Below are 26,054 nucleotides of genomic sequence, written 5' to 3' on the forward strand. Positions count from 1 at the left end.
ACTAATTAAGTCAAGCGAATTGACTTAATAGCAAACCGACCGCAGAAAAAGACGGCCAGGGCTTTGTGCCGGGCGCCGCCCACGGTCGGGGACCATTGGGTCACGTGACATCAATCCGGGAAGGCAACGCATATATCGCCCGCCCGCCAACATCGGAAATGGGAGAAGAAGATGCTGAAATCGATCGGTAAGACACTCTTGGGCGCAGTCTTTGTCGGAGGATTGCTCGTTCCCCATGCTTTCGCCGAAACGTCCATCAATGCGCTTTTCATGGCGCAGGCCGCCTACAGCGAGGCTGACGTACGCGCCATGACGGACGCCTTCACGAAGGCCAATCCCGACATCAAGGTCAATCTCGAATTCGTCCCCTATGAGGGCCTGCACGACAAGACCGTGCTCGCGCAGGGCTCGGGCGGTGGCTACGACGTCGTGCTGTTCGACGTCATCTGGCCGGCCGAATACGCCACCAACAAGGTGCTGGTCGATGAGTCGTCGAAGATCACCGGCGACATGAAGAAGGGCGTGCTGCCCGGCGCCTGGACCACGGTCCTGTATGAAGGCAAGTACTACGGCATGCCGTGGATCCTCGACACCAAATACCTGTTCTACAACAAGGATATCCTGGAGAAGGCCGGCATCAAGGCGCCGCCGAAGACCTGGGAAGAACTCGGCGAACAGGCCAAGATCATCAAGGACAAGGGCCTGCTGAAGACACCGATCGCCTGGAGCTGGTCGCAGGCCGAGGCCGCGATCTGCGACTACGCCACGCTGGTCAGTGCCTATGGCGGCGACTTCCTCAAGGACGGCAAGCCGGACTTCCAGAATGGCCCCGGCGTCGCGGCGCTGAAATACATGGTCGACAGCTACAAGTCGGGCCTCACCAATCCCAATTCCAAGGAATTCCTGGAAGAGGACGTGCGCAAGGTCTTCGAAAACGGTGACGCCGCCTTCGCGCTGAACTGGACCTACATGTACAACATGGCCAACGATCCGAAGGACAGCAAGGTCGCGGGCAAAGTCGGCGTTGTGCCGGCGCCAGGTGTCAGTGGCACCAGCGAGGTGTCGGCCGTCAACGGCTCGATGGGCCTTGGCGTCACAGCGGTCTCCAAGCATCCGGACGAAGCCTGGAAATACATTGAATTCATGACCTCGCAGGCGACGCAAAACCAGTATGCGAAGCTCTCGCTGCCGATATGGGCGTCGTCCTATGACGACCCGGCGGTGACCAAGGGCCAGGAAGAGCTGATCGCCGCCGCCAAGCTCGGCCTGGCTGCGATGTATCCGCGCCCGACCACGCCGAAATACCAGGAGCTGTCGACCGCCCTGCAGCAGGCGATCCAGGAATCGCTTCTCGGCCAGTCTTCACCGGAAGACGCCTTGAAGACCGCCGCGCAAAACAGCGGCCTCTGAGCACTGTTGTCGTTCAACATGGGCGGCCTTGTGCCGCCCATGTTATGTCCAGATCAAAGATGAACGAAGAAAGGCTGCTCCGATGTCGGGCACCTGGATGACAACCCGTGCATGGCTGCTGATGCTGCCGCTGCTCGTGGTCATGGTCGCCGTCATCGGCTGGCCGCTGGCCGATACCGTCGGGCTTTCCTTCACCGACGCCAAGCTTGTCGGCACGGGCGGCAATTTCGTCGGCTTCGACAATTATGCGAACATGCTGTCCAGCTCGAATTTTTCGCGCACGCTGGTCACCACGACACTCTTCGCGGTGATTTCGGTCGCCGCCGAAATGGTGATCGGCGTTCTCGCAGCACTGTTGCTCAATCAGCAGTTTCATGGCCGCGCCATCCTGCGCGCCTTGATGATCCTGCCCTGGGCGCTGCCGACCGTGGTCAACGCCACCCTGTGGAGGCTGATCTACAATCCCGAATATGGCGCGCTCAACGCTGCCCTCACACAAATGCACCTCATCGATGCCTACCGTTCCTGGCTCGGCGAGCCGGGCACCGCCCTGGCGGCACTGATCGTCGCCGACTGCTGGAAGAACTTTCCGCTGGTGGCGCTGATCGCGCTGGCCGCGCTGCAGGCGGTGCCGCGCGACATCACGGCCGCCTCGCTCGTCGACGGCGCCGGGGCTTTCAACCGCTTCCGCTTCGTCATCCTGCCCTATCTCGCCGGCCCGCTGATGGTGGCGCTGGTGCTGCGCACCATCGAGGCTTTCAAGGTCTTCGACATCATCTGGGTGATGACCCGCGGCGGCCCGGCCAACAGCACGCGCACGCTGTCGATCCTCGTCTACCAGGAGGCCTTCTCCTTCCAGCGCGCCGGCTCCGGCGCGTCGCTGGCGCTGATCGTCACCTTGCTCGTCACCGTGCTGGCCGTCGCCTATGCGGCGCTGGTGCGCAAGACCGCCGGGAGTGCCGCCTGATGGAACGCCAGAGCCCGGCCTTCACCATCTTCATCCACGCCTGCGCTTTGCTGCTCGCAGCCGTCATCCTGGCGCCCCTTGCCTGGCTGTTCATCATGAGCATCTCGCCGGCCGCCGACCTTGCCGCCAAGCCGCTGCGCTGGTGGCCGCAAAGTGCTGACTTCTCGCGCTACGGGCAATTGCTGTCGACCGCCGAAAACAGCGCCGGCGCTGCCTTCACCTCATCGCTGCGCAACAGCCTCGAGATTGCCGGCATGGCGACCATCGCGGCGCTCGCGCTGGCGATCCCGGCCGGCTGGGCCGTCTCGCGCACGCCGTCGATCGGCTGGTCGCTGTCGATGGTCATCGCCACCTACATGCTGCCGCCGGTGGCGCTTGCCGTGCCGCTTTATATGGGCCTGTCGTATCTCGGCCTGCTCAACAATGTCTTCGGCCTGGCGCTGGTCTACCTGACCATACTGGCGCCATTCACCACCTGGCTGATGAAGTCGGGTTTCGACTCGATCCCGCGCGAAATCGAGGCGGCGGCAATGATCGACGGCGCTGGACTGTTCCAGACGCTGCGCATCATCACGCTGCCGCTGGCGGCACCGGTGATGGCGACATCGGCGCTGTTTGCCGTGCTGCTCGCCTGGGACGAATTTTTCTATGCGCTGCTGTTCACTTCGGACCAGCGCGCCAAGACCCTGACCGTCGCCATCGCCGATTTGGCCGGCGGCCGTGTTTCCGACTACGGATTGATCGCCACGGCCGGCGTACTGGCAGCCTTGCCGCCGGTGCTGATCGGCCTGGTCATGCAGCGGGCGCTGATTTCGGGCCTGACCAGCGGCGGTGTGAAAGGATGACAATGACCACTGGCAACAGCCGTCCCGCCGGGCTCATGGCGATCGACCGCGAAATGGCGCGCCAGCATGCCGATGCGATCGCGTCGTTCGAACGCAACGGGGCCATGGCGGCAAAGGTCGCCGCCTCGATCCGGCAGAGCGGGCGCCTGTTGCTGCTCGGTATGGGCGGCTCGCACGCCATCGGCCGCGCCGTCGAGCCGCTCTACCGCGCGCTTGGCATCGATGCGCTGGCACTGCCGCTTTCCGAGCAACTCGGCCAACCGCTGCCGCTGGCCGGCAGGACGGCGCTCGTGACCTCGCAGTCCGGTGAGAGCGCGGAGGTCGTCAGATGGTTTTCAGAGGCTGGCGGCACCGCCGATGTTTTCGGCCTGACGCTTGAAGGCGCTTCGTTCCTGGCTCGCACCGTGCCTTGCCTGGTCGGCGCCGGCGGCACCGAACTGGCGTTTGCCGCGACCCGCAGCCTGACCGTGACCTTCGCCTTGCATCTGGCGATCCTCGCCGCACTCGGCGAGGACCCGAGTGCCGCGCTTGGCGCCTTGGATCAGCCACAAGACAACGACATCACACAGGCGCTCGCAGCACTGGCCGAGGTGACGGCCGTCGTTACCTCGGGCCGGCGGTTGCAAGGTCTCGGCGAAGCGCTGGCACTTGGCCTCACCGAACTGTCGCGCCTGCCGTGCTTTTCGCTCGAAGGCGGCCAGTTGCGTCACGGGCCGATGGAAATGCTCGGCCCGCATGTCGGCGTCATCCTGTTTCGCGGCAACGACCCGACATCGGATCTGGTGACCGCCATGGCCATGTCAGTGGTCGAGGCCGGCGCACCGCTGGTCGTCTTCGATTCGTCCGGGCAAACGCCTGTCGCAGGCGCCGTGACGCTTTCCTTCAAACCGGCTTCCGGTATGGCCGCGATCTTCGCCATGCTGCCTCCAGCGCAACGCCTGATGGTCGCTTTCGCCGATGCTCGTATCGACAATGCCGGCACGCCGGTTCGCTCGACCAAGATCACCAGGAGCGAGTGATGCGTCCGCTTGCGGTGATCGGCAATGTCAATGTCGACCTGATTGTCGGCCCGGTAGCGCCGTGGCCTGTCGCCGGAACGGAAACCGTCGTCGACCACGACGAATTGCGCGTCGGCGGCCAGGCCGGCAACAGCGCGCTGGCCTGGGAGGCGCTGGGCGTCGATTTCGCCGTTGCCGCCAATGTCGGCGACGACCAGTTCGGCCGTTGGCTTCGCGAGGCATTTGGCCGCCGCGCCGAGAAATGGCCGGTCCGCCCTGAAGGCACGACGCTGTCCGTCGGCATGACCCACCCGGACGGCGAGCGGACCTTCTTCACCACACGCGGACATCTGCCGCGCTTCGGCCTCGGCGATGTGTTTTCCGTGCTCGACGGCAGGGCGCTCTCGGGCGGCTACGCGCTGTTGTGCGGCTCTTTCCTGACCGACGATCTCACACGCCACTACGACGCGTTTTTCGACTGGGCGGACAGCAACAGCATTGCCGTCGCGCTCGACACCGGCTGGCCGATCGATGGCTGGACCGAGGCCAATTGCACGGCCACCCGCGCATGGCTGTCTCGCTGCGAACTGGCACTGTTCAACGAGGTCGAGACCGTGACCCTGGCCGGAACGCAGAGCCCTGTGGAGGCGGCCCGCGCGATCCGGTCGAGCATGAGGGAAGGCGCGACCTTCGTCGTCAAGCGCGGCCCGCTGGGCGCCATCGCCATCGGCCCGGACGGCGCACTTGTCGAAGCCGTCGCGCCCGATGTCCGGGTGGTCGACACGATCGGCGCCGGCGATGTCTTCAACGCCGCCTTCCTCGCTGCACTGGCGCAGGAGCAGCCGCTGTCGGCCTGTCTCTCCGCCGCGACGCATGTGGCGTCGCGCGCGATTTCCACCTTGCCCCGCAACTATGGTGGGCCGATGCAGTTCAGGGAATCCACACATGAGCGCGCTTGAAATCCGCGACATCCGCAAGAGCTACGGCAGTGTCGAGACGCTGAAAGGCATCGACATCGCGCTGCAGAGCGGCGAATTCCTGGTGCTGCTCGGCTCCTCGGGCTGCGGAAAATCGACGCTGCTCAACATCATCGCCGGGCTGGCCGAGGCGACCAGCGGCGATGTGCTGATCGGCGGTCGCTCGATCCTTGGCGTTCATCCCAAGAACCGCGATATCGCCATGGTCTTCCAATCCTATGCGCTCTATCCGAACCTGACCGTCCACCGCAACATCGGCTTCGGATTGGAGATGCGCGGGGTTGCCGCCGACGAGCGCGACAGGGCCGTACACGAAGCGGCGAAGCTGCTGCAGATAGAGACCCTGCTCGACCGCAAGCCGAGCCAGCTTTCCGGCGGCCAGCGCCAGCGCGTCGCCATTGGCCGGGCGCTGGTGCGCAAGCCGCAGGTTTTCCTGTTCGACGAACCGCTGTCCAATCTGGACGCCAAGCTGCGCCTGGAAATGCGCACTGAGCTGAAGCGCCTGCACCAGATGCTGCAGACCACGATCGTCTATGTCACCCACGACCAGATCGAGGCAATGACGTTGGCGACCCGCATCGCGGTGATGCGCGACGGCCGGATCGAGCAGCTCGGCACGCCCGAAGATATCTACGACCAGCCGGCGACACTCTATGTCGCGGGCTTTGTCGGCGCGCCGTCGATGAACATGCTGCAGGCGGTCGTCGTCGACGGAAAGCTGGCCATTGCCGATACCAACGTGCGGATACCCGTGCCTGCGTGCTATCGAAATTCGGCCCGCGACGGCGCACGGGTCGTCGTCGGCATCAGGCCCGAAGCGCTTCGTGTGGCGACCGGTGCTGCGACGGACTTGTCATTGCCCGTGGAGATCGAGGTCGTCGAACTGACCGGACCCGAACTGGTCACCACGGCCCGCATCGGTGCACAGCGGCTGACGGCTTGCCTGCCGCCACGGACCCGGCTTGCCAAGGGTGAAGCATGCAGCTTCGCCTTCGACGAGACAGCGCTTCGCTTGTTTGACCCGGCATCCGGCAAGGCCTTCCTGGATCAGCCCTGATCGTTGTCCTCGCGGGTCTGAGGCGATCCCGCAATCTCAAGCAGGGACGCCACCAGCAACTGCCGCTCGTCTTTCGACAGGACATCCGCATCGAAGAGGCTCATGCTGCGCAGCCCTTCCATGGCCAGGTAGCAGACCAGCAGCGACTTCAGATCCGGCGTCTCGCCCTTCAGCCGCTCGAAAAGCTGCTGCTTGAACGTCTTTATCGGCGTCATGAAGTCGGGATCCTCGGCGATCGCCGAAAAGATCCAGGATGCCGATGGCCGCTTCTCCTCGCAATCGCTTGCCGACAGCGTGATGTAGACGGCGAGTGGGTTTTTGCCTTTGTCGGCACTGTTTGCGGTTTCGAGCGCTTGCCCGAAGTCACGCAAATAGCCCTCGACCAGTCCCTGCATCAACTTGGCCTTGGTCGGGAAATTGTAGAGCAACCCGCCTTTCGATACGCCGGCGCGGCTGGCGACCGCTTCCAGCGACAGGCTGCCGGGCCCGGATTCTCTTGCGACGTCCGCCGCCGCAGCAAGAATCTTCTCGCGCGAATTCGATCTTGGAGCTTTCATGGCCCCTCCCATCGCAAGCTTAGGCCCAATTGACAAGACCGTCCAGACGGTACAGTAAGACCGCCGTTATTTGAAATCGGGACCCGCAGTCGATATGTGTCCCGATGTCCGCGCTTCGCGCCGGATTTCGGCTGAGGGGACTTCCTTGTTCAAGCGCATCCTTCGTATCGTCATCATCGCCCTGGTTCTGCTCGTCCTCTTCGTCGTGGTCGGTGGCATTGTCGGCTTCAACTTCCTGCGCGACAACGGCATCAAGCAGTATTTCGCAACGATGAAGCCGCCGGCGGCGACCGTGTCGACGACCATCGCCAAGCCGTCGACCTGGACGCCGGGCGTCGAGGCTATCGGTACGGTCAGGGCGGTGCGCGGTGTCGATCTGACGGTTGAAACCACCGGCATCGTCAAGGAAATCCTGTTTCACGCAAACCAGAAGGTTGCGGAAGGCGCGGTCCTGCTGCAACTCGACGGTGCGGTCGAGCGCGCCGATCTGGAAGCGACGAAGGCGCAAGTCGCGGTCGTCCAGATGGCGCTGACGCGCGCCATTGAACTGCAGAGGCGCGGCGTCAATGCGGACGCTACGCTCGACACGGCGCGGGCAACCGCATCGGCAACCGCCGCGCAAGTGAACAAACTGCAGGCGGTGCTCGACCAAAAGCAGCTGACGGCGCCTTTCAGCGGCACGGTCGGCATTCCGAGAATCGACCTCGGCCAGTACCTGGCGCCTGGCACCGTAGTGGTGACGTTGCAGGATCTGGACACGATGCGGGTCGATTTCTCGGTTCCCGAACAACAGCTCCCGCTGCTCAAGATCGGCCAGACGGTGCGGCTGGGCATCGGCGGCGGCGAGATGCCCTATGCCGGTACCATTCGCGGCATCGACCCGAAAATCGACCCATCCAGCCGGTTGGTGAATATCAGGGCGGAAGTCGCCAATCCTGAAGGCAAGCTGACCCCGGGCCAGTTCGTGCAGGTCCGTGTCGAACTGCCCGAAGAGCAGAATGTGCTGGCGCTGCCGCAGACGGCGCTGACCACCAGTCTCTATGGCGACTATATATTCGTCGTGCAGCCGGCGAAGCCCGCCGAAGCGCCCCCAGCGCAGGCAGCCAAGCCGGAAGAAAAGCCCGCCGCGTCGGCAACCGACAAACCGGCGGACGCCCAGCCCACAGACAAAAAGCCGGCAGATACCAAGCCGGCTGAAGCCATGAAGCCGGCGGCTGATGCAACCAAGTCTACCGCCGATGCGGCAAAGCCAGCGGACAAGGCTGTCGATCCGGCCAAGCCGGCGGCAGAAGCCGACAAGCCCGCGCTGGTGCTGTCGCAGGTCTTCGTCAAGCCGGGCCGCCGCAACGAGGGCATGGTCGAGATCGTCGAGGGGTTGAAGGCTGGCGATGAAGTCGTCACCGCCGGTCAGAACCGGCTCTTCAATGGCATGTCCGTCGCCGTCGACAACACCATCGACCCGACCAAATCGGCGAACAAGCAGGCCGACGATCAATGAGCTTTTCCGATCTCTTCATTCGCCGGCCTGTCCTTTCGACGGTCCTTGCCTGCATGATCCTGCTGCTGGGTTTCCAGGGCATCTTCAACCTGTCGATCCGGCAATATCCGAAGGTTGACGAGACGGCGATCACCATCACGACGGCCTATCCAGGCGCCAGCGCCGACCTGATCCAGGGCTTCATTTCCGCCCCGATCGCCCGCGCCGTCGCCTCGACCGAAAACATCGACTACGTCACCTCGTCGAGCCGTCCGTCCTCCAGCACCGTGACGGTGCAGATGAAGCTCGGCTCCAACCCCGACGTGGCACTGACCGAAGTGCTGTCCAAGGTCCAGGGCGTGCGCGGCACCTTGCCGGACGCTTCCAAGGATCCGGTCATCGTCAAGGGCACCGGCCAGCAGTTCGCGATGATGTACATCTCGATGCAGAATCCGAACATGACGAAGGAGCAGCTGACGGAGTATATCGAGCGCGTCATCCGGCCACGCATGTCGACGGTCGAAGGCGTCGCCGACGTACAGATCTTCGGCGCCCAGGAATACTCGATGCGCGTCTGGATCGACCCGGTCAAGCTTGCCGCGCGCGGCGTGACGGCCTCCGAGGTTCTGGAGGCGATCAACAATTCCAACTTCCTTTCGGCGCCGGGCAATACGCAGAACGAGTATGTCGTCTCGTCGATCACCGTGCGCTCGACGCTGCAGACGCCGGAAGCGTTCGCCGCGCTGCCGTTGCGCTCGACCGACGGCAATGTGGTGCGGCTGCGCGACGTGGCTCGCGTCGAACTCGGCGCCGAGAACACCGACACCAGGGTCAGCTTCAACGGCAAGCCCGGCACCTTCCTCGCCATCTTCCCGACACCCGCGGCCAACCCGCTGACCACGGCGGCGGCGCTTACCAAGCTGGTGCCGCAGATTCAGGAAACGTTGCCGAAAGGCATGACGATCGAGGTCGTCTACGATGCGACCGGGCAGATCAGCGCGTCGATCGAAGAGGTGTTCAAGACCATCGCCGAGGCGGTTGCCATCGTCATCGTTGTCATCCTCTTGTTCCTTGGATCTTTCCGTTCGGTGATGATGCCAATCGTCACCATCCCGCTGTCGCTGATCGGCGTCTGCTTCCTTTTGTTTGCGGTGGGCTATTCGATCAACCTTCTCTCCCTGCTGGCCATGGTGCTGGCAATCGGCCTCGTCGTCGATGACGCCATCGTGGTGGTCGAAAACATCCACCGCCACATGGATGAAGATCACATGTCGCCGATGCAGGCGGCATTCAGCGGCATGCGCGAAATCGCGTCGGCCATTGTCGCCATGACCATGACGCTGGCCGCCGTGTTCGCGCCGCTGGCCTTCACCGGCGGCCTGACCGGCGCGCTGTTCCGCGAATTCGCGGTCACGCTCGCCGGCTCGGTGGTGCTGTCAGGTGTCATCGCCGTCACCATCACCCCGATGATGTCGGCGCGCCTCTTGAAGTCCGGCACACCGGGCCGTTTCCAGCGCATTGTCGACGGCACCTTCGCGCGGGTCGAGCACGTCTACGAGAGGGCCGTCACCGGTTCGCTGAACTATCGCCCGCTGACGCTGATCATTGTGCTGGCGCTTGTCGGCGTCACCGGCTTCATGTTCACCAAGACCTCGAGCGAACTGGCGCCGGAAGAGGACCAAGGCTTTCTGCTCTCGATTGTAACGGCGCCACGCTATGCGACGTCCGACTACACCGAGACATACGTCAACCAGATGCTCGGCCTGGTGAGGGATATTCCCGAGACGCGGGCGCAGTTCTCCGCCGTCGCCTTCGGCGGTGAGACAAACAGCGCCTTCGTCGGCTTTGCCTTCAAGGACTGGGCTGAACGCAAACGCAATTCCAAGGAATTGCAGGCCGACATTACGGCCCGTCTCGCCAAGGTGGCGGGTGTACAGGCCTTCGTCTTTGCGCCACCGACGCTGCCGGGCTCCGGCGGCGGCCTGCCCATCGCCATGGTGGTGCGATCGACCGGCGATTCCTCGGAGGTGTACGATGTGGCGGAGAAGATCAAGAACAAGGCGCAGGCCTCCGGTCGCTTCATCGTCGTGCAGAATTCGATGGCCTATGACGCGCCGCAGGTGACGGTGACCATCGATCGCGACCGCGCCGCGGCCCTCAACCTGCCGATCGCCGATATCGGCCGGACGCTGACCTTGCTTGTCGGCGGCGCAGAAGTGGCGCAGTTCGATCGCGACTCCAACAGCTACGACATCATTCCGCAGGTGCCGCAGGAATTCCGCGACAATCCCGAAAAGCTCGGCCAATACTTCGTGCGCAGCGTCACGGGCGAGATGGTGCCGCTGTCGGCCGTGGTGAAGATCTCCAACAATGCCGCGCCGGCGGCCATCGAGCAGTTCAACCAGCTGAATTCAGCAACGATTTCCGCGCTTCCGCTGCCCGGTGTCACCACCGGCGACGGGCTGAAGGCACTGGAGGACATCGCCAGGGAGAACCTGCCCGACAGCTTCTTCATCGATTACTCCGGCCAGTCCAGGCAGGAGAAGGAACAGGGCAACACCATCCTGATCGCCTTTGCGGCGGCCGTCATCGTCATCTATCTGGTGCTGGCGGCGCAGTTCGAAAGCTTCCGCGACCCGCTGATCATCATGATGGCGGTGCCGCTATCGATCTTCGGCGCCATCGTGCCGCTCAATCTGGGTCTCGGCACGCTCAACATCTATACGCAGGTCGGCCTGATCACGCTGATCGGCCTGATCACCAAGCACGGCATCCTTCTGGTCGAGTTCGCCAACCAGCAGCGTGAAATCCATGGCATGCGGCGGCGCGACGCCATCATCGCCTCGGCCAAGGTCCGCCTGCGCCCGATCCTGATGACGACGGCAGCGATGGCGCTTGGCGTGGTGCCGCTGATCACGTCCAGCGGTGCGGGCGCCGCGGCGCGCTATTCGATGGGCCTGGTCATCTTCACCGGCATCCTGGTCGGCACCATGTTCACGCTCTTCGTCGTGCCCATGTTCTACACTTTCATCGCCAGCAAGGACCTGCCGCATCTGGCCGAGAAGCCGGATCCCAAGCTGATGCCGGCACTGCCGAACTAGAGCAATTCCAGGAAAAGTGTGAAACGGTTTTCCCGGGAAAAGCGCGTAGCGCTTTCCCTTAGGGAATTGCGTCAAAACAAAGAGCTAGAGCAGTTGGCCGTTTCAGAGAAACGGTGAACTGCTCTAAAGCAAAACAGGATGACAACAAAAAAGAGGCCGGAAAATTCCGGCCTCTTTTTTTGGCTGGGCTCGATACCGCCGGTTTGAGCTGTACGCAATACCGCGCAAACTTTCCTGCCGGAGCCTTTGAACGAGGACGGGGCGGTTGGCCTGCCCGTTCCACAGCCTGCTACTTGACGATGACGATGCTGGTGTTGGTCGGCCCGAACATTTCGACGAGCTGATAGAAATCGGCGGCGTTGTCGGGATGCAGCCGCACGCAGCCATGCGAAGCCGGCTGGCCGAGGCGCTTGATCGCGTTGGTGGCATGCACCGCATAGCCGCCGCTGAAGAAGACCGAGTGCGGCATCGGCGCGTTGTCGTACTTCTTCGAATACCACATCTCATGCATGCGCGTCGGCTTGAACGAGCCGGTCGGCGTCACATGGGCTCCGTCGCCGGTGGAAACCTTCCAGGCGAAGGCTGGCCGGCCGTCGACCGAGACTTCCATGACCTGCTGTGAAAGCGAGACGCGCGCCACGATCTTGTTGGCGGCGTGCGCTGCGCCCGAGCCTGCGCCGAACAGCAGTGCCGCACCAGTCAGGGCGGCGGCGGCGACGTTGATCAGCTTGGCGGAAATGGCGGTGTGCATGATGGTATCCCCTCTCTCTGCCGGACTTGGCCGGCTCCAATTCGATGGCTGCTTATCCCAATGGCATGTTTCGGGGAGATTTCGTGAAATACTCGTTTGTGTTTCGAATCTGTTTCCTCTGGTTAACAAGAAACGCCGCTGACGCAGCCGAGAATGGGGGACAGACACTGCTTGCTGATGGGGCTCAGATCACAAACATGGGTATTTGCCCCTCAACGAAGGTGCGAATTTCTGTATATGAAACAATGATCTTCGATCTCGAAACCAAGCGGCAACAAAGCGCGACTCCAAGCGGCATGATCCGGATACGGGCCGCAAGCAAAGTTGACGTAACGAAAACAGCCGGTACGAAAATGGAAACGAAATCGAACGCACTGTCCTGGGTTCTCAGGATCAGCATCGCGGCAGTGGTCATCGGCGGCGTCGGCACGGTTGCCGGCAACTCGTTGACAAGTCTCGGCGCGATGACGTCAGGCGAGATTTCGACCCTGCATGCCGCACTGTTTTTTGCCACGGTCTGGATTGTTTCCAGCCTGCGCGTCGTTCGGCTCAAGGCCCTCTGGCGGGTCGGTCTTAAGCTGACGGGAATGCGCGGCCCCTCCGGCAACTTGCTGCCGAGAGGACCGAAGGCCCGCGCCGCAGCGGGGGGCTCCGTGAGCGGCGCGGGCACTTCGGGAGTATCCTGAAGTGACCTGCAACACACATATGGGGAACTGATACGATGAACACGAAATTCGCCGCTTCGGTGCTTTCTGCACTGCTTTACGCACAGGGCCTGCTGGGCTTTGCCGCTGTTGCCACCGTGCTGCTCAGGGACCGCGCCCATGCGAGCGAGCTCACCATGGGCAATGACATGCCGGCGGGTCCCTCGCTGCTGGTGGTGCGCTGAGCGTCAGGAGCATCGGACCCAGGTGGAAACTCCGATGCTCGAACGAAGAGATGGCGTCAGTGCCCAGCCGTCAGTCGACGAATTGCTGCGGCGGATCGAACCGATAGCCGGCGCCGCGAATGGTGGTGATGGTGTCGGTGTCGAGCTTGCGGCGCAGCCGCACGATGCGCGAATCGATCGAGCGATCGAAGGCGTCAGCGTTTTCAGCAGGTGCCGCGGCAATGATATCGTCACGCGTCAGCACCTTGCGCGGACTGGCCAGGAACAGCCTGAGCAACGCCACCTGACCGGGCGAAAGCTGCTCTTCCGTGCCGGACCGATGCATGACCATGGCCGATCTCAGATCGACGGTCGCGTTCTCCAGCACGATCAGTTCCTGCGTGCCCCTGCCGCGCCGCGAAAGCAGGCCGCCGACACGGGCGGCGAGTTCCCTGACATTGAGTGGGCTCTCGACGACGTCGGCCGCACCAAGCTCGAGCGCCAGCACCTTGTCGACGAGATCTGCCGGCCGGCAGATAAGAATGAAATCCGGTCCGCCCTCGCCACCATGGCGCTTGAGCAGGTCCCGTCCCTCCGCCTGGCTGACGCTGTCGCCGATGACGACGACGTCGATGCCCTTTCCCGACAGCAGCGACTCAGCCTCCCATGGCTGCCGCGCCTGATGCACATCGTGGCCACGCCGCTCGAGATGGTCGGCGAGTTCGGTCGCGACCACTTCGGCGACCGAAACGAGCGCAATGACGGATCGTGCGGCCATATTTTTCAACCGTTCCCTGGCAACTAGATATGAGTGCTGGACATCATGTTTATACCCAATCTACTTTCCACTGAAAGTGGGAGCGAGAGCATCGTGCGGGCAAGAATTGTCATCGTCGAGGATGAGCCCGATCTGAGGGACGCGGTCGCCGAATATCTCGGCGCCGCCGGCTATGACGTGGCCACCGCTGAAAGTGCGGCCGCCGCGCGCAGCCTTGTTGAAACGCAGTCGTTCCATCTCGCCATCCTCGACATCGCCATGCCGGGCGAGGATGGCCTCTCGCTCGGTCGCTGGCTGCGTTCGCGGCTGCCGATCGGTATCATCTACGCGACCGCCGCCGGCACCGCGCTCGACCGCATCGTCGGGCTGGAACTCGGCGCCGACGACTACATCGTCAAGCCCTACGAATTGCGCGAAGTGCTGGCAAGGGTCCGTAGCGTGCTGCGCCGGGTTCCCCAGCCGCAGGAGCTTCAGGGCAAGAAGGCCGCGACGGATCGCCGTTCCGTTGCCTTTGGCCCTTTCCAGGCCGATCTCGACGGCAGGCTGGTCACCGGCGCCAATGGCTCGGTGATCGACATGGCCAAGAGCGAGTTCGACGTGCTAGAGGTTTTTCTGACCCGCGCCAACCGGCTGCTGACCCGCGCCGCGATCTCCGAGGCGATCGGCTTCACCGAAGACCCGGACTCGTCGCGCGCTGTCGACATTCGCATCATGCGGCTGCGCAAGAAGATCGAGACGGATCCGGCCAATCCGAAATTTCTGCGCACGGTGCGCGGCGAAGGCTATATCTTCTCGCTGCCGACCGGCGACGGCAACTGAGCACCCGACCCCAAAGAGGAGTCGGGCTCGCAGCCGTCGCTCGCCGATCGAACTGGCCCTGGAATGACGGCAGAAGATGACCGCTGAAGCAGCAAACACGGATATGCAAGGGCTCAGGCAGGGCGCGGCGATGGCGGCCGTGCGCGTCGTTCGCCGGCTGCGCGAGGCCGGCGACTGGCAGCGCGAGATGGAGGGCATTCTCGAAACGCTCTGCCGGGCCATAGAATGCCAGCGCGGCATCCTGTTTCGCTTGCGCGAGTTGCCCGGCCAGGGCTTCGCCCAGTCGGTCGCCGCCTATTGGATCGACCCCGACTTCGGCGGAGAACTGGCATCGCCAACCGTCATCATGCAGTCGGTCGTCAATTCGGACCCGCTGCTGGAGCGGGTGGCCGAGGATGAGCGGCAAGGCAAGATCTTCGCCGGTCACACGCGCGATCTCGAAGGCTTCCTGAGAACCGACTTTGAAAAGCAGAACATCAAGTCGTTCCTGTCGGTGTCGGTCTTCGCGCATGGCCATCTCTGGGGCACGCTGGCAGTCAATGACTGCGTCGACGAGCGCGAGTGGACCGACGAGGAAGAGGCGACGCTGCACATCATCGCGCTCGCCATCGGCGACGCCATCGAGCGATCGCCCTCCGACGCCCATGCCAGCGAAGTCATTCGCCGCACCATGCTGCAGGCCTCGCTCGACGCCATCATCGTCATCGACGAGGCCGGGTCGATCATCGAATTCAACCCTGCCGCCGAAAAGATGTTCGGCTTCCAGCGCAGCGACATCCTCGGCAAGGACCTGCTCGACACCGTCGTGCCCGAATACTACCGCAAGGGCTATTCTTCGGGCGCCGACTATATGTCCGGCCGCGGCGCGCCTATGGTTGGCCAGCGGCTAGAGACCGTGACGCAGAATGCGGCCGGCGAGGTGTTTCCGATCGAGCTGACGGCGACCGAGATGCGGGTCGCCGATCGCCGACTGATCTTCGGTTCGATCCGCGATTTGCGCGACAGGCTACGCGCCGAGGAGGAGATCGGTCGCCAGCGCGAGAAGCTACACCAGAACGAGAAGATGGCGGCGATGGGTTCGTTGCTGGCCGGCGTCTCTCACGAACTCAACAACCCGCTGGCCGTGGTGGTGGCGCAATCGACGCTGCTGCACGAATTCGCCTCCGATCCGCAGACCAAGGTACGTGCCGAGAAGGTGCGTGCCGCCGCCGAGCGTTGCGGCCGCATCGTCAAGAGCTTCCTGTCGATGGTCCGCCTTCATCCTGCAGCCCAGGCCGAGACCGACCTCAACCAGGTGATCCGCGCTGCCCTCGAGGTGACCGCCTACGGCGCGCGATCAAGCGGCATCATCATCGACACCGATTTCGCCGCCGGCCCGCTGCTGGCCATGGCCGACGCCGACCACGTGACGCAGGTGGCGGCCAACTTCCTCATCAACAGCCAGCATGCATTGGCCGGCATTGCCGGCGACCGGCTGATCAAGGTACGGACGTTCCGCAGTGATCGGGGCAACCCCGGCTTCTCGGTCGAGGACAATGGCCCCGGCGTGCCGGAAGCGATCCGGGGCCGCATCTTCGAATCCTATTTTACCACCAAGCCGGTCGGCGTCGGCACCGGCATCGGCCTGTCGATCTCGAAATCGATCATCGAGCGGCACAATGGCAATGTCTGGTTCGAGGAAGTGATCCCGAGGGGAGCACGCTTCGTGGTCCAGCTGCCCGCCATTGCGGCCGGCGCCGCCAGCGCCGGCGAGAACCAGCCGCGCTCGAGCGGCTTGCGTCATGCCTTGATCATCGACGACGAGCCGGATGTCGCCGGCTCGCTCTCCGACATCCTCGAATTGATGGGCATCAAGTCGCGGATTGCACCCGTCTGGGAATCAGGCACCATCACCTTGGGCGGCCACATGCCGCCCGATATCGTCTTTTCGGACCTCCGAATGCCCGGCATCAGTGGCATATCGATCTATCGCGAGTTGCTTGTCGAAAGGCCCGACCTGGCGCAGCGTTTCGTGCTGGTCACCGGCGACCTGATCGGCGCGAAAGCCGAAATCGAGGCCTTGCCGGCGCAGCAGCGGCCGCAGATCCTGGAAAAGCCGTTCAGCACTTTGGATGTACGCAGCGTGCTGTCCGCCATTGCCGAACAGGCGGCATTGAAAGGATAAAAAGAGGCCCCCAGCCGGGCTCGTGGCAGGGGGCCGAAGAAGAGCGCGCTGGAGGGAGCGCTCGGGGGAGGTCAGAGCATGATCCCAACGAGGGAACCGGTTCGGGATCAGGCTTTGACAAAAATCAGAAAACGTTCGGCGTGCTGGTCAACGGCGCAGCATTGGCGATCATGCGGATCGCGCGGATCTTGTGCGCTCCTGACTGCTCGGCGATGGCGCGCAGGCAATCCATGCTCTCGGCGCCCCAGGCCTGCCCCTTGCAGGCGAAGTCGATCGTCGGCATCGGCAGGCGCGCGGTCCTGGTCGTCGTCTGCGCGCCGTCGACGAGGTTGGCTGGCGGATTCAACGAAGCGAAGGCCGGCCCAACTGTCGGCGCGAACGCCATGCCGATGAAGGCGCAAGCAGCCAGCAGAATGAACATAGCCATGGGATGGTCGCTGGCCTGCTGGCGCAGCGCCAGTTTCGGACGGCGGTCATCGCGCTCTGGAGCCTGGAGGAGGTGCTCGCCACGGGTCGTGTTGATTTTCGCATACATCGCCGTTCCCTTCGCTGAGTTTCTTTTTGGTGATGAAACGAACTTAGCCGCACTTTGTAACCGGGCTAGGGTGGCGCAAGTCTGACAATGTAACCGGCCTGAAACAGTATTTCGGGCAGAATCGGGCAAAATCGGTCACAGCGGTATCCACATCCTCTCGAAGAATGGGGCTTCGCCCGATTCCGACCCCAATTTGCTCTGGCCAAAGCGCAGCCGTGGCGCGGCCCAAAGCGGCGACCGGCAAGCCCTTTCCCGCCCGCGCAATGGCGCTTCGTCCCTCGCCCGTTCGCTTCGCAAAATTGTACCGGGACAGCACCCTTGAAATCGTGACTAACACCCGGATTCTCCGGGATTTTCCGGGCCGACAGGCGCGCAGATTTTAGCTCCAGGCGACATGAGGATTCCGTCGCAGAAATTGCCAGATTCCTACAAGCCATTGCATTTCAATGAAAAATATGCTTTTATTGAATGAGTATTCAATAAAAAGAAGAGACGTTTTATGAACCCGCACCTCCGCGACGTGGCGATCCCCAACGATTGGGACCGGCGGGGACTGCCGGGCTGGAGTTACCATTCCGATGCCCTTCTCGAACTCGAGAAGGAGCACGTCTTCCGCAACCACTGGCAGATCGTCGGTCATGTCTCGGACATCCCGAATGTCGGTGATTACCTGACCATGGATGTGGTCGGCGAACGCGCCTTGGTCGTGCGCGGCAAGGATGGAGCCGTGCGCGGCTTCAACAACATGTGCCGCCACCGCGGCAGCCGCGTCGTCGCCGACAGCCAGGGCAATTGCAAGAATGCGCTGGTGTGCCCGTTCCACGGCTGGGTCTACAATCTCGACGGCACGCTGCGTGGTGCCGCGCGCCCGCGCTCCTTCCCCGAGCTCGACAAGACCGAATTCGGCTTGATGCCGCTCGATCTGGAAATCTGGATGGGTTTCATCTTCATCCGTTTCCGCAATGGTGGGCCGCAGCCTTCGGTCGCCGAGTTGATGAAGCCGATCGAGCCGGAATTCGCGCATTACAACGCCGCCGACATGGTGCCCTCCTGGGGCATCTGGACCCAGAAGACGCCGGTCAACTGGAAGTCGGTTCGCGATGTCGACAATGAAGGCTATCACGTCGCCATGGCGCATCCCGCGCTGCAGGATCTCTATGGCGCCACCTATTTCGACGAGCCGTTCATCAACGGCGTGTCACGCTCCTTTGCCACATACAACCCGCATGCCGGCCGCCGCTGGAGCGTCAAGAACTATGTCAAGATCGCGCCCGAGCCGACGCATCTGCCCGACTATCTGAAGAAGGCCTGGGTCTATTACGGCATCTTCCCCAATGCGGTCATTTCGGTGATGCCGGAATCGGTGCAGTTCTATCAGGAGTTTCCGCTGTCGACCGGGCAGACCCTGCTGCGCGGCGCCATCTACCGCTACCGCGACGAGAGCCGCGAGCAGGCCGCCGCCCGCTACCTCTCCTTCCGCATCGATCGCGACACCATGTCGGAGGACGTCCAGCTTTCGGTATGGTCGAACGAATCCATGCTGTCCGAGGCCTTCGAGGGCTTTTATCTCTCCGACCTCGAATATGGCGTGCGCACCCATCACGATCACCTGCGCAAGATGCTGCCGGTGCTGGGCCTGGAAACCGCGCCCGAGGAGAAGGACATGTGGAATCTGAACGACGCGCTCAGGTCGCGGTCTTAAGGGCAGACGGCGATCAGAGGCCCTCTCCCCGTGCTACGGGGAGAAGGGAGAATTCACCCCCGCCACACGCCTTCTTTCGTCAGATCATCCATCGTGCGCGAAATGCCCTCGCGCAAGATGCCGACCATGTCGTCGATCTGCTCGCGCGTGATGACCAATGGCGGCGACATCACGCACATGTTGATCAGCGGACGGACCAGCAGGCCGAGCTCATGGCAGTGCGCGTCGATGCGCTTGCCGACATTCTTGTCGAGCTGCAGCGGGTCCTTGCTTTCGCGGTCGGCCACGCATTCGACGCAGCCCATCAGCCCGAGGCCACGCACCTCGCCGACCAGCGGCAGCTCTTCCAGTGTCTTCAACTGCGCCTGGAAATAGGGCGCGACGTCCTGCGTATGGGCAAGCACGCCCTCTTCCAGCAGGTCGAGGTTTTTCAGCGCGACGGCGCAACCGACGGGATGGCTGGTGTAGGTCAGGCCATGGCCGAAGATCGCGTCGGGATGGTTCGACCGGCGCAATTCTTCCAGCAGCCGCTCCGAGATGATGACACCGCCGAGCGGGAAATAGCCCGAGGTGACGCCCTTGGCGAAGGTGATCATGTCGGGATCGATGCCGAACATGTCGCCCGAGGCAAAGACATGGCCAAGCCGGCCGAAGGCTGTCACCACCTCGTCGGAGACATAGAGGATGTCGTTGTCGCGGCAGATCTCGCGGATGCGCTTGAGGTAGCCGTCGGGCGGCACGATGACGCCGCCGGACGCCTGCACCGGCTCGCCGACGAAGGCGCCGATCTTCTCAGCGCCGACTCGGGCGACCGTGTCGCGGAACTGATCGACCAGGAAATCGGTGAAGGCGGCAAGGCTCATACCGTGCGGGCGGCGGAACGGGTCGGGTGAAGACAGCTTGATAACCAGCTCGTCGGCGCCGTCCATCCAGTCGTGGTCGCGCGGTCGGCCATTGAGCGAGGCCGACAGATAGGTCGAGCCATGGTAGGCGCCGCCCCGGCTCAGGATCAGCTTCTTTTCCGGCCGGCCGCGCACATTGTTGTAGAATTGCATGAAGCGCAGCGCCGTCTCGACGGCCGAAGAGCCGCCGGTGGTGTAGAAGACATGGCTGAGATCGCCTGGCGCATGGCCGGCGATGCGCTGGGCAAGTTCCGCCGACGGCGCGTTCATCGTGTACCACGGCGTGTTGTAGGACAGCGCCATCGCCTGGTCGTACATCACCCTGGCGAGTTCCTCGCGGCGGTGGCCGACATTGACGCACCACATGCCGGCGGGCCCGTCGATCAGCCGCTTGCCGGTGCTGTCGGTGATGTAGATGCCGTCGCCTTCGCCGATCAGCGTGCGCGCTTCGGCACCGACCGAACCGGCATAGGGCCAGGGCTGGATGAGATGGCGCTTGGCCAGCTCGACGGCATCGTCGTCGCCGACATCAGCCGTTTCGCTCGCCCTCAAATCTCTCACAGCAGCCACAATAGCCTCCACGTCATCTCGTCCAATTTTTCTCGGGCATGAAATTCAGCGTCAAATGCCGGAAATGGCGGCTTTCTTCACTTCATTTTGAATGTCCGTTCAATCAATATTGCAGAAATAGCGCTTGATTTCAATCCGCCGATGCGCGCATGATCAAAGAAAGCCGGCAAGCCAAAACAAAATTGGGAACAGGCGCCGGCGCCAGCACAGTGGGATGCCGTATGGCGGGACAGTCCAGGCCAGCAACCGAGATCACACCCGGAGCCCTGCAATGACGGCGGCGGCGGAAGGGTCGCCCCCGTGGCGCATGACGCGGGCCAGACGAAATGCCCTTCTGCAATCCGAACCCGTACAGGGCCTTGCCCTGATCAGCCCAACCTTTCTCTACGCGCTCATCCTTCTTGTCCTGCCGATCCTGGTGGTCATTGCGCACTCCTTCTGGACGCAGAACTACCTGACAATCGACCGCACCTTCACGCTGGAAAACTACCGCATCGCGCTGACCGAGCCGATCTACCGCGATCTGTTGTGGCGCTCTCTCTACATCTCGCTGACGGTCAGCCTGTTCACCGTCATCCTGGCCTATCCGATCGCCTACTTCATTTCGTTCCACGGCGGTCGCCACAAGAGCCTGTGGCTGTTCCTCATCACCATCCCGTTCTGGACCAGCTATCTCCTGCGCGTCATGTCGTGGAAGGTCATCCTCGGCTACAACGGCGTCCTGAATTCCGGCTTGATGGGTCTCGGCATCATCGACGAACCGTCGACCGCCCTGCTCTACAATTCAAGCGCCGTCATCATCACGCTCACCCATGCCTGGGCGGCCTTCGCCATCCTGCCGATCTTCGTCTCGCTGGAAAAGGTCGACCGCACGCTGGTCGAAGCAGCCACCGATCTCGGCGACGGCCCACTGCGCTCATTCTTGCGCGTGACCTTGCCGCTGTCGGCGCCAGGCGTGATTTCTGCGGCCTTGATCGTCATGATCCCGACCGTCGGCGACTATGTCACGCCGAAGCTGGTCGGCGGCAAGGACGGCGTCATGATCGCCAATGCCATCCAGGCGCAGTTCGGCAAGGCCTCCAACTGGCCGCTGGGCGCGGCCCTGTCCGTCACCACCATGCTGATCGTGACGCTGATGGCGGGCGCCACGGTGCTCATCATCCGCGCTCTGCAGAGGCTGGCGCGATGACGGCGGTGCGGCGTTTCTTGTCCGGCGGCTGGCTGCCGGCCTACGCGTTTCTCTACGTCGTGTTTCTCTACCTGCCGGTCATCTTCCTGCCGATCTTCTCGATCAACACGGCGGCGACGCCGAAGTTCCCGCTCTCCGGCTTCACCTTGCATTGGTACGAGGACCTGCCCCGCACCCCGGCTTTGCTCGACGCCGCCTGGAACAGCCTGATCGTCGGCGTGTCGGCCGCGGTTCTCTCCACGGTGCTTGGCATCCTCGCCGCCCGTTCGATCACCCGCTACCGCTATCCCGGCCGCCGCACCATCAACGGCCTGATCATGGCGCCGCTGGTTCTGCCGGAAGTCATCGTCGCCATCTCGATGTTGCTGGTGATGCTGCAGCTCGGCTTGAGCCTGTCGCTGTTCACCGTCGTGCTCGGCCATGTCCTGGTCTGCATCCCTTATTCGATGACGGTGCTGACCTCCGGCTTCGAAGGCTTCGACCGTAGCCTGGAGGAAGCCTCCGCCGATCTCGGCGAAAGCGCGTTCGGAACGTTCCGGCGGGTGACGCTGCCGATGGTGGCGCCGGCCATCATCTCCAGCCTGCTGGTCTGCTTCACCATCTCGTTGGATGAGTTCATCATCGCCTTCTTCCTCACCGGGACAGAGGCGACGCTGCCGATCTACATCTGGGGCCAGTTGCGTTTCGCGGCGAAATTGCCCGGTGTGCTGGCACTCGGCACGTTGTTGCTGGTTGCCTCCTTCCTGCTGATGACAGTTGCCGAAATCCTGCGTCGCCGCGCCGCCAGACGCACCCAGAACGAGGGAGGCCTCTATGCCTGAGCAGCCGCAAGTCGAGCGCTCCCAGTCCGATAGGCCAATGATCGAGATCCGCAACGTCACCCGCAGCTATGGCGCGTTCAAGGCGCTCGACGACGCCTCCTTGACCATCAAAGAGGGCGAATTCTTTTCGCTGCTCGGTCCATCCGGCTGCGGCAAGACCACGCTGCTGCGCATGATCGCCGGCTTCGACAATCCGACCCGCGGCTCGATCTCGGTCGGCGGCCAGCCGATGGAAGGCATCCCGGCCAATCGCCGGCCGACCAATATGGTCTTCCAGAGCTATGCGATCTTCCCGCATCTCAATGTCGAGCAGAACGTTGCCTATGGGCTGAAGCGGCTCAAGCTGCAGGGCGGCGAGGAGAAACGCCGCGTCGAGGAAGCGCTGGCGCAGGTGTCGCTGACCGGCCTCGGCAAGCGTCTGGCAACCGAGCTTTCCGGCGGCCAGCGGCAGCGCGTGGCGCTCGCCCGTGCGCTGGTGATGCGGCCCAAGGTGCTGCTGCTCGACGAACCGCTGTCTGCGCTCGACAAGAAACTGCGCGAGCAGATGCAGGTCGAGCTGCGCCGCCTGCAGCAGGCTGTCGGCATCACCTTCGTGCTGGTCACCCACGACCAGTATGAGGCGCTCGCCATGTCCGACCGCATCGCAGTGATGTTCGGTGGAAAAATCGCGCAGGTCGCCTCGCCCAAGGAAATCTACCAGCGGCCGGTCAATCGCCAGGTCGCCGACTTCCTCGGCGGCATGAACTTCGTCAAGGCTGAGATCGTCGAGGAGAATAGCGCGTCGCTGGTTGTCGACACGCTGGGCTTCGGCCGCGTCAAGACCGACAAGCCCAAGGCCTTCGTGCGCAATGGTGGCGCAGCCACGCTCGGCATCCGGCCGGAACGCCTGCGCGTGCTGTGGGACAATGCGACGGCCAAGTTCGAGGTCGCAGGCAAAGTCGTTGAACGCCACTATTTCGGCGAGATCACCCATTTGATCGTCGAGATACCGGGCCTGGAAAAGCCGCTGTCGGTGACCGAGACCAACGATTTCGGCGCCGACGACATTCCGGTCGGCACCTCGATCCGCCTTGCCTACGATCCCGAAGCGCTGGTGGCGATGGCCGACTGAAGTTCGGCCATGATCTTGCGAGCGGCGATGCGCCCGGCAACGATGGCGCCTTCGACATAGCCCGGAAATGACGGCGACAGTTCTGAACTGGCGAAATACACCGGCGCAGCACCGGCCAGGATTGTGCGCTCGGCGTCGGTTGCCTTCGCATCGATGATGAGATCGCCGTAGGCGCCGCCGCTCCAGCGGTCATCCGTCCAGTCGCGATAGCTGAGATCGAGGATGCCGGCCGCCTCGGGCCCCAAGGCCTCCACCAGCTTTTTCGCTATTTCGGCGCGCAGTGTCGCGTCGCCGAATTCGCGCCAGCGCAAGGCGAGCGGCCCGCCGACGAAGACCACCAGCGCGGCGTCATCGTCGTCCTTGCTGACATCACAGGCAAAAAGCCCAGGCAGGTCGCGCCACATCACCATGCCGCTCAGGCCGCGGTCACGCCAGAAGCAGGTGGGAAAACGCACCAGCACCTTGATCACCGCCCCGCTTTGCCAGACCGCCAGAGCTCTTTGCAAGCCAGCCGGCAGCGGCGGCGCGAAATCCAGTCTGGCGGCCATCGTCGGCGGTACGGCGATCAACACGGTCCGCGCCTCGATGATACCCGTCGCCGATGCGAGACGAACCCTTCCCGGCCCATGTTCGATCCCCGTAACCGCTCTGCTCAACCGCAGCCGGTCGCCGAGATCGCGAGCCAGGTCGTCGGCCAGCGCATGCATGGTTTCGCGCACGAAATACTGCAGCTCCGTCACCTCGTTGGTGATGCGCCGATCATTGTCGATCAGGTGCCACAACGGCAGCTTTTCCAGAGCCTGACACCACAGGCCTTCGATCATCGAGCGGAACACCGCCTTGGCGTCGTCAGGATCGCTCTGGCCAGCGAGCCATGTGGCTACGGTCAGGCCGGCAATTGCCGGATCATCAGGCGAGATCGCATTCATGCGGTCGCGGATCGCCATCGAGCCGGCATATGTTCGTTCGGCCTCCCTCGCAGACATCGCCGGTTGGGCGACGAAGTCGCCATCCAGATAAGTCTCGACCAGCGTCTTGCCGCGCGCCGCGACGAGGGCCATCAGCTCCGGCATGTCCTCGCACAGGAACTGACCGCCGCTGTCGACGCGCTCGCCAAGCCCATTCTGCCTGGACTCGACACGCCCGCCGACGCGGTCACGCGCTTCGAGCAGCCGGAAGTCGATGCCGGCTGCCTTCAGCTCGAGCGCTGCCGACAGGCCGGTGAAGCCGGCGCCAACGATGACGACGTCGGTTCTTTGCGGTTCGTTCGTCAATAGCCGGCCTTGATCTTCTCAAACTCGGCGACCATGCGCTGCTTGAGCTCCGGCGCCACCGGCTGTTGGAACAGCGTCTTGTCGAGGAATTTATCGAGGTTGTCGAAGCCGCGGTCGACCAGCACCTTGTGGTCGATCGCCGCCATGCCGGCGCCATTGCCATGGCCATAGCCGAAGGTCTTGACCAAGTAGTCCGACACGGCGGGTGCATTGACGGAGTTCAAGAAATCATAGGCTTCGTCGAGCTTGCCCGGCGCATCCTTCATCAGCACATAGCCGCACACCCAGGTCGAAATGCCTTCCTTGGTGTCGCGGTTCATGGCGATCGGCATGCCTTGCCCCTTCAGCGTCACGAAGGTCTCATTCCAGCCCCAGACGAGGTCGACCTCGTTGCCGATAAAGGCCTGGTTGAGGTCGGTGTCGTCGGTCCAGTAGAAGCGGATGTTCTTGTGCACGTCGCGCAGGAAGGCGGATGCCTCCTGGAACTGTGCATCGGTCATCTTGGTCCAGTCCTTGAGGCCGATGACGAGGCTCGCCAGCGCATAGGCGTCGTCGACATTGTCGCCGATGGTGACGCGGCCCCTATACTTGGGATCGGCAAAAATCCTGAGCGACTGCGCCTGTTCGGCCGTCACCTTGTCGGTGCGGTAGAGCAGCGAGGTGTTGCCCCAGTCGAAGGGCATGAACCAGGCCTTGCCGTCGGCGGTGGTGGCGAGATCCTTCATCGCCATGATGCCGGAATTGAGGTCCTTCCAGCCAGGGATCCTGGAGGTGTCGAGCGGCTGCAGCATGCCGGCCTCGCGCCACTTGACCACGCTTTGCGAACAAGGGTGGGCAACATCGGCCTTGAAGCCCGCCCGCATCTTCTCGAAGGCTTCGTCCTCATCGCCAAAGAAAGCGAAGGTCGGCTCGGCGCCGTATTTGGCAGCGTAAGTGGGGTGCAGCAGCGGATCTTCATAGCCCGACCAGTCGAACACCACGAGGTCGCCGCCGCCTTCCGCCAAGGCATGGACAGAGCCTGCGCCGATCAAACACGCGGCGGCAAGGGCAAGGCGGCGTAGCACTGATTTCATGGCGCGAAACTCCCCCAATCGCGAAAAAGAGGCTGTGACGTTAGGAGAATTCGGCGGCTTTGGCGAGCCCGTCCGCCCGCTCAGTTGGCGGGCGGACGGGCACTCGAG

At 63.1% G+C, this 26,054-nt stretch carries 23 protein-coding genes; 16 read left to right on the forward strand and 7 right to left on the reverse strand.

What is annotated here, in order from left to right; translation table 11 throughout:
* The first annotated feature begins 171 nt into the window (after positions 1–171).
* From AC1DZP_RS01380 to AC1DZP_RS01405, 6 genes are all read left to right on the forward strand, one after another.
* Positions 172–1,410 (forward strand): extracellular solute-binding protein, encoded by a 1,239-nt coding sequence (locus AC1DZP_RS01380; protein ID WP_095089244.1) that lies wholly within the window; start codon positions 172–174, stop codon positions 1,408–1,410.
* A gap of 82 nt (positions 1,411–1,492) precedes the next feature.
* The gene (locus tag AC1DZP_RS01385; protein ID WP_095089246.1) at positions 1,493–2,377 is read left to right on the forward strand and encodes a carbohydrate ABC transporter permease; all 885 of its coding nucleotides are present in this window, start codon (positions 1,493–1,495) and stop codon (positions 2,375–2,377) included.
* Entirely contained in the window at positions 2,377–3,222 is an 846-nt protein-coding gene (locus AC1DZP_RS01390) for a carbohydrate ABC transporter permease (RefSeq protein ID WP_095089248.1), read from the forward strand. The genes AC1DZP_RS01385 and AC1DZP_RS01390 overlap by 1 nt, the downstream gene beginning before the upstream one ends.
* Positions 3,219–4,241 (forward strand): SIS domain-containing protein, encoded by a 1,023-nt coding sequence (locus tag AC1DZP_RS01395; RefSeq protein ID WP_477299892.1) that lies wholly within the window; start codon positions 3,219–3,221, stop codon positions 4,239–4,241. The genes AC1DZP_RS01390 and AC1DZP_RS01395 overlap by 4 nt, the downstream gene beginning before the upstream one ends.
* A complete protein-coding gene (locus AC1DZP_RS01400) occupies positions 4,241–5,179 on the forward strand; it encodes a PfkB family carbohydrate kinase (protein WP_477299893.1) in 939 nt (312 codons plus the stop codon). The genes AC1DZP_RS01395 and AC1DZP_RS01400 overlap by 1 nt, the downstream gene beginning before the upstream one ends.
* Positions 5,166–6,254 (forward strand): ABC transporter ATP-binding protein, encoded by a 1,089-nt coding sequence (locus tag AC1DZP_RS01405; protein ID WP_477299894.1) that lies wholly within the window; start codon positions 5,166–5,168, stop codon positions 6,252–6,254. The genes AC1DZP_RS01400 and AC1DZP_RS01405 overlap by 14 nt, the downstream gene beginning before the upstream one ends.
* Here AC1DZP_RS01405 and AC1DZP_RS01410 read toward each other — a convergent pair.
* The gene (locus tag AC1DZP_RS01410) at positions 6,245–6,811 is read right to left on the reverse strand and encodes a TetR/AcrR family transcriptional regulator (protein ID WP_477299895.1); all 567 of its coding nucleotides are present in this window, start codon (positions 6,809–6,811) and stop codon (positions 6,245–6,247) included. The two genes, AC1DZP_RS01405 and AC1DZP_RS01410, sit on opposite strands and share 10 nt — an antisense overlap.
* Positions 6,812–6,956: 145 nt before the next feature.
* On the opposite strand from AC1DZP_RS01410, the gene AC1DZP_RS01415 reads away from it, so the two are divergent.
* Entirely contained in the window at positions 6,957–8,309 is a 1,353-nt protein-coding gene (locus AC1DZP_RS01415; RefSeq protein WP_477299896.1) for an efflux RND transporter periplasmic adaptor subunit, read from the forward strand.
* A complete protein-coding gene (locus AC1DZP_RS01420) occupies positions 8,306–11,389 on the forward strand; it encodes an efflux RND transporter permease subunit (protein ID WP_477299897.1) in 3,084 nt (1,027 codons plus the stop codon). The genes AC1DZP_RS01415 and AC1DZP_RS01420 overlap by 4 nt, the downstream gene beginning before the upstream one ends.
* Positions 11,390–11,678: 289 nt before the next feature.
* Here the strand turns inward: AC1DZP_RS01420 and AC1DZP_RS01425 are convergent, their stop codons facing one another.
* Complete coding sequence (locus AC1DZP_RS01425; RefSeq protein WP_095089260.1) at positions 11,679–12,140, reverse strand: L,D-transpeptidase; 462 nt, start codon at positions 12,138–12,140, stop codon at positions 11,679–11,681.
* A gap of 44 nt (positions 12,141–12,184) precedes the next feature.
* Here AC1DZP_RS01425 and AC1DZP_RS01430 point away from each other — a divergent pair, with 44 nt between their 5' ends.
* Positions 12,185–12,826 (forward strand): hypothetical protein, encoded by a 642-nt coding sequence (locus AC1DZP_RS01430; protein ID WP_477299898.1) that lies wholly within the window; start codon positions 12,185–12,187, stop codon positions 12,824–12,826.
* 35 nt (positions 12,827–12,861) lie between these two features.
* Positions 12,862–13,029, forward strand: coding sequence for a hypothetical protein (locus AC1DZP_RS01435; RefSeq protein ID WP_095089262.1), 168 nt, complete (start codon positions 12,862–12,864; stop codon positions 13,027–13,029).
* Between the two features lie 70 nt (positions 13,030–13,099).
* Here AC1DZP_RS01435 and AC1DZP_RS01440 read toward each other — a convergent pair whose 3' ends face one another.
* Entirely contained in the window at positions 13,100–13,786 is a 687-nt protein-coding gene (locus tag AC1DZP_RS01440; protein WP_457151571.1) for a winged helix-turn-helix domain-containing protein, read from the reverse strand.
* Between the two features lie 45 nt (positions 13,787–13,831).
* Between AC1DZP_RS01440 and AC1DZP_RS01445 the strand changes: the two genes are divergently transcribed.
* Positions 13,832–14,605, forward strand: coding sequence for a response regulator (locus AC1DZP_RS01445; protein WP_184875894.1), 774 nt, complete (start codon positions 13,832–13,834; stop codon positions 14,603–14,605).
* Between the two features lie 76 nt (positions 14,606–14,681).
* Positions 14,682–16,769: a PAS domain S-box protein gene (locus AC1DZP_RS01450; RefSeq protein WP_477299899.1), complete on the forward strand. Its 2,088-nt coding sequence runs from the start codon at positions 14,682–14,684 to the stop codon at positions 16,767–16,769.
* Between the two features lie 124 nt (positions 16,770–16,893).
* On the opposite strand, the gene AC1DZP_RS01455 is transcribed toward AC1DZP_RS01450, so the two are convergent.
* Positions 16,894–17,304 carry a hypothetical protein gene (locus AC1DZP_RS01455; RefSeq protein ID WP_477299900.1) on the reverse strand — a complete coding sequence of 137 codons (411 nt, stop codon included), beginning with the start codon at positions 17,302–17,304 and terminating at the stop codon, positions 16,894–16,896.
* A gap of 499 nt (positions 17,305–17,803) precedes the next feature.
* Between AC1DZP_RS01455 and AC1DZP_RS01460 the strand changes: the two genes are divergently transcribed.
* The gene (locus AC1DZP_RS01460) at positions 17,804–19,006 is read left to right on the forward strand and encodes an aromatic ring-hydroxylating oxygenase subunit alpha (protein WP_477299901.1); all 1,203 of its coding nucleotides are present in this window, start codon (positions 17,804–17,806) and stop codon (positions 19,004–19,006) included.
* 53 nt (positions 19,007–19,059) lie between these two features.
* Here the strand turns inward: AC1DZP_RS01460 and AC1DZP_RS01465 are convergent, their stop codons facing one another.
* Positions 19,060–20,478: an aminotransferase gene (locus AC1DZP_RS01465; protein WP_477299902.1), complete on the reverse strand. Its 1,419-nt coding sequence runs from the start codon at positions 20,476–20,478 to the stop codon at positions 19,060–19,062.
* A gap of 271 nt (positions 20,479–20,749) precedes the next feature.
* On the opposite strand from AC1DZP_RS01465, the gene AC1DZP_RS01470 reads away from it, so the two are divergent.
* From AC1DZP_RS01470 to AC1DZP_RS01480, 3 genes are read left to right on the forward strand one after another with little or no spacing between them, the layout of a single operon-like run.
* On the forward strand, positions 20,750–21,667 hold the full coding sequence (locus tag AC1DZP_RS01470; protein WP_095089267.1) for an ABC transporter permease: 918 nt from the start codon (positions 20,750–20,752) through the stop codon (positions 21,665–21,667).
* Positions 21,664–22,488: an ABC transporter permease gene (locus tag AC1DZP_RS01475; protein WP_477299903.1), complete on the forward strand. Its 825-nt coding sequence runs from the start codon at positions 21,664–21,666 to the stop codon at positions 22,486–22,488. The genes AC1DZP_RS01470 and AC1DZP_RS01475 overlap by 4 nt, the downstream gene beginning before the upstream one ends.
* 37 nt (positions 22,489–22,525) lie before the next feature.
* Positions 22,526–23,599, forward strand: a complete 1,074-nt coding sequence (locus tag AC1DZP_RS01480; protein ID WP_477300184.1) for an ABC transporter ATP-binding protein — start codon at positions 22,526–22,528, stop codon at positions 23,597–23,599.
* Here AC1DZP_RS01480 and AC1DZP_RS01485 read toward each other — a convergent pair.
* Positions 23,563–24,873, reverse strand: coding sequence for a flavin monoamine oxidase family protein (locus tag AC1DZP_RS01485; protein WP_477299904.1), 1,311 nt, complete (start codon positions 24,871–24,873; stop codon positions 23,563–23,565). The two genes, AC1DZP_RS01480 and AC1DZP_RS01485, sit on opposite strands and share 37 nt — an antisense overlap.
* On the reverse strand, positions 24,870–25,946 hold the full coding sequence (locus AC1DZP_RS01490) for an extracellular solute-binding protein (protein ID WP_477299905.1): 1,077 nt from the start codon (positions 25,944–25,946) through the stop codon (positions 24,870–24,872). Before AC1DZP_RS01490 ends, AC1DZP_RS01485 begins: the two co-directional genes overlap by 4 nt.
* Between the last annotated feature and the right edge of the window lie 108 nt (positions 25,947–26,054).

The organism is Mesorhizobium sp. P2_F8 (assembly GCF_056403655.1).

Coding starts and splice junctions, on each gene's coding strand:
- AC1DZP_RS01410 (WP_477299895.1), bottom strand. CDS start 6,811: ATGAAAGCTCCAAGATCGAATTCGCGCGAGAAGATTCTTGCTGCGGCG.
- AC1DZP_RS01435 (WP_095089262.1), top strand. CDS start 12,862: ATGAACACGAAATTCGCCGCTTCGGTGCTTTCTGCACTGCTTTACGCA.
- AC1DZP_RS01455 (WP_477299900.1), bottom strand. CDS start 17,304: ATGTATGCGAAAATCAACACGACCCGTGGCGAGCACCTCCTCCAGGCT.
- AC1DZP_RS01445 (WP_184875894.1), top strand. CDS start 13,832: ATGTTTATACCCAATCTACTTTCCACTGAAAGTGGGAGCGAGAGCATC.
- AC1DZP_RS01470 (WP_095089267.1), top strand. CDS start 20,750: ATGACGGCGGCGGCGGAAGGGTCGCCCCCGTGGCGCATGACGCGGGCC.
- AC1DZP_RS01450 (WP_477299899.1), top strand. CDS start 14,682: ATGACCGCTGAAGCAGCAAACACGGATATGCAAGGGCTCAGGCAGGGC.
- AC1DZP_RS01380 (WP_095089244.1), top strand. CDS start 172: ATGCTGAAATCGATCGGTAAGACACTCTTGGGCGCAGTCTTTGTCGGA.
- AC1DZP_RS01405 (WP_477299894.1), top strand. CDS start 5,166: ATGAGCGCGCTTGAAATCCGCGACATCCGCAAGAGCTACGGCAGTGTC.
- AC1DZP_RS01420 (WP_477299897.1), top strand. CDS start 8,306: ATGAGCTTTTCCGATCTCTTCATTCGCCGGCCTGTCCTTTCGACGGTC.
- AC1DZP_RS01460 (WP_477299901.1), top strand. CDS start 17,804: ATGAACCCGCACCTCCGCGACGTGGCGATCCCCAACGATTGGGACCGG.
- AC1DZP_RS01425 (WP_095089260.1), bottom strand. CDS start 12,140: ATGCACACCGCCATTTCCGCCAAGCTGATCAACGTCGCCGCCGCCGCC.
- AC1DZP_RS01430 (WP_477299898.1), top strand. CDS start 12,185: ATGGCTGCTTATCCCAATGGCATGTTTCGGGGAGATTTCGTGAAATAC.
- AC1DZP_RS01395 (WP_477299892.1), top strand. CDS start 3,219: ATGACAATGACCACTGGCAACAGCCGTCCCGCCGGGCTCATGGCGATC.
- AC1DZP_RS01400 (WP_477299893.1), top strand. CDS start 4,241: ATGCGTCCGCTTGCGGTGATCGGCAATGTCAATGTCGACCTGATTGTC.
- AC1DZP_RS01475 (WP_477299903.1), top strand. CDS start 21,664: ATGACGGCGGTGCGGCGTTTCTTGTCCGGCGGCTGGCTGCCGGCCTAC.
- AC1DZP_RS01385 (WP_095089246.1), top strand. CDS start 1,493: ATGTCGGGCACCTGGATGACAACCCGTGCATGGCTGCTGATGCTGCCG.
- AC1DZP_RS01390 (WP_095089248.1), top strand. CDS start 2,377: ATGGAACGCCAGAGCCCGGCCTTCACCATCTTCATCCACGCCTGCGCT.
- AC1DZP_RS01480 (WP_477300184.1), top strand. CDS start 22,526: ATGATCGAGATCCGCAACGTCACCCGCAGCTATGGCGCGTTCAAGGCG.
- AC1DZP_RS01440 (WP_457151571.1), bottom strand. CDS start 13,786: ATGGCCGCACGATCCGTCATTGCGCTCGTTTCGGTCGCCGAAGTGGTC.
- AC1DZP_RS01490 (WP_477299905.1), bottom strand. CDS start 25,946: ATGAAATCAGTGCTACGCCGCCTTGCCCTTGCCGCCGCGTGTTTGATC.